This is a genomic window from Floccifex sp. (genome assembly GCF_051873555.1).
Taxonomy (GTDB): domain Bacteria; phylum Bacillota_I; class Bacilli_A; order Erysipelotrichales; family Erysipelotrichaceae; genus Floccifex.
Map to the genome: position 1 here is coordinate 1 of NZ_JBJEEY010000061.1, position 2479 is coordinate 2479.

Genomic DNA, 2479 nt, shown 5'->3' on the forward strand with positions numbered 1-2479 from the left:
GTGCTGTAACCCCTCGAATTTGTAAAAACTCAACTATTCGTTACAGCCCCTTTTGTTGAATTGATTTACTTTTTGTTTATATTCAAGAATAATTTCATCATGATTTTTTGCCTGAATAATAAATCCATTTCGAATTAATGTTTTTTCATCTTGATTAGAATATACTAAAACTTTATTTGAAGAAATGGCTTGTTCTTCATAATGATTTGAATCTAAAACAATGCATTCTTTATGTAACGTTGATGCAACTTGTAAAGCAATATCCATTGAAACATCTTTTAAAGCTACATTTGATGTTTCCAATAAAATTTCTCGATAAATGCGATCAATTTGTGCATCATCAATTTCAATGTCTTTAAAATATTCTAAAGCACGCTTTGCCTGACCCACTAACATTTCAAGACCTGTTACAGCTACTTGAATCCCTTTTTCTTTGGCTTGCAGTGTAAATTGTGTATCTTGGGGATTGTAAACACAATCAAAAACAGCTTCACATTGATTAAATCGATCTAAATCCACAGCACTTCCATATACTTTTGGATACATTCCCATTGGTGTAGTATTTATAATGACTTTCACATCAGGATGTTTTTTATAAGCTTCTTCAATGGAAATAACAGAATCTTTTAAAATAATATCGGTTACAATCATTTCACTGGCATCTAAGTCTTTTACAACCGCTTGAATGGCTTGAGAAGCTCCACCATTTCCTAAAACCAGTACTTTTTTTCCTTTTAACGAAACGCCATGTGATTCTACCATATATCGAAATCCATAATAGTCGGTATTATATCCATATAATTTTCCATCTTTGTTGACAATAGTGTTTACGGCTCCAATTTTTAAAGCAGCTTCATCTATTTGTTCTAAATAAGGAATTACACTTTGTTTATAAGGAATTGTAACATTAATGGCTTTAAAGTTTCTTTCTTTCATAAAAGTATCCAAGTCATCTTTGGCAACTTCATGAATGTCATATGTATAGTTATCTAATAATTTTTCTTGTATTAATTTTGAATAAGAATGACCTAAATGTTCTCCAATTAATCCATATTCCATATGTTTTCCTCCTATCGATATTTTCAATTATATGGCAAAATTTTCAAAATTCAATGTAAATAATTTTCAAAAAAGTCTTTTTTGGTAGTAAAAATGGAAAAACTGACTCTTGAAATGACATAGAAAGTCTATGATTTATAATTTAAGTAAGTTTAGGAGGTCGTTCTTATGAAAATTAATATTGTAGGAAAAAACGTATCAGTCACACAGGGAATACAGGATAAAATCAAGAAAAAGTTATCTGGATTGAATAAATATGTGATTATTGATGAAAATGATGTATGCAATGTCTTGATTCGTACATATCCAACAAAACAAAAAATTGAGGTAACAATACCAACTAAGTTTGCAATTTTAAGAGCTGAAGTTGTTGATACAGATTTATATAATGCCATTGATAAAGTAATTGATAAATTAGAAGATCAGATTCGTCGTCAAAAAACTCGTTTAGAAAGAAAACATAGAGATTCCTTAGCTGAAAATTTACTAAATGATGAATTTGACCAGGAAGAAGAAATTGAAGTTAAAACAAAATCCATTGTTCCAACAGAAATGGATTTAGAAGAAGCCATTATGAAGATGGAATTATTAGGACATGATTTCTTTATCTATATTGATGATGAAACAAAGAAAGTCGCTGTTGTCTATAAACGAACAATGGGAGGCTATGGATTAATTGAAACAGAATAAAGCAAGCAGGGAAACCTGCTTTTTATTATCTTGACAAAAAAATAAAAGATGAAATAATGTAAATGAATGTATTATTTATAAAAGGAGATGAATATGAAGAAGAAATTATTAAGCATACTATGTGCCATATGCACAATATGCATGTTGGTACCCATGACAATATCTGCAGAAACAAGTGGAACAACAACTAATGGTTTAAAATATACGATATCTGATGCAGGTGAAGTAACAATAACAGGATATATAGGAACAGATACTGTAGTTAATATTCCAGATACAATTGATGTAAAACCAGTTACAGCGATTGGAAATTATGCTTTTAGCCATTGTGAAATTACAAGTATAACGATTCCAAATAATGTTACATCTATTGGAATGAATGCTTTTATTGAGTGCCAAAACCTTACAAACATAACGATTCCAAATAATGTCACATCTATTGGAATGAATGCTTTTTATCATTGTCATAAGCTTGAAAGCATATTTTTGCGTGATGGATTAGATGTTAATGAAGCAAAAATTCTTTATACGACAAAACAAATTAGATACAGTCTGGATAATGATAAAGTCACAATTACAAGTATTTCAGGAGAAAGTAAAATAGAGTTACCTGAAACAATTTGTGGCTATCCTGTTGTTGCAGTAAATAGTGACTATCAGAGACTTGTTGGTGAACATACACATTATTATACATGGACTGTACAAGATGGAATGTATAGTGGTCAGTGTG

3 protein-coding genes are annotated in these 2479 nt (G+C 29.9%); 2 read left to right on the plus strand and 1 reads right to left on the minus strand.

The window, feature by feature from the left end; all coding sequences use genetic code 11:
• Window positions 1-33 precede the first annotated feature (33 nt).
• The gene (locus tag ACI32A_RS03425; protein WP_439753624.1) at window positions 34-1059 is read right to left on the minus strand and encodes a shikimate dehydrogenase family protein; all 1026 of its coding nucleotides are present in this window, start codon (window positions 1057-1059) and stop codon (window positions 34-36) included.
• Between the two features lie 168 nt (window positions 1060-1227).
• On the opposite strand from ACI32A_RS03425, the gene hpf reads away from it, so the two are divergent.
• The gene (hpf, locus tag ACI32A_RS03430) at window positions 1228-1749 is read left to right on the plus strand and encodes a ribosome hibernation-promoting factor, HPF/YfiA family (RefSeq protein ID WP_439753625.1); all 522 of its coding nucleotides are present in this window, start codon (window positions 1228-1230) and stop codon (window positions 1747-1749) included.
• Window positions 1750-1842: 93 nt separating this feature from the next.
• A partial coding sequence (locus tag ACI32A_RS03435; protein WP_439753626.1) for a leucine-rich repeat domain-containing protein occupies window positions 1843-2479 on the plus strand: 637 nt, incomplete at its 3' end.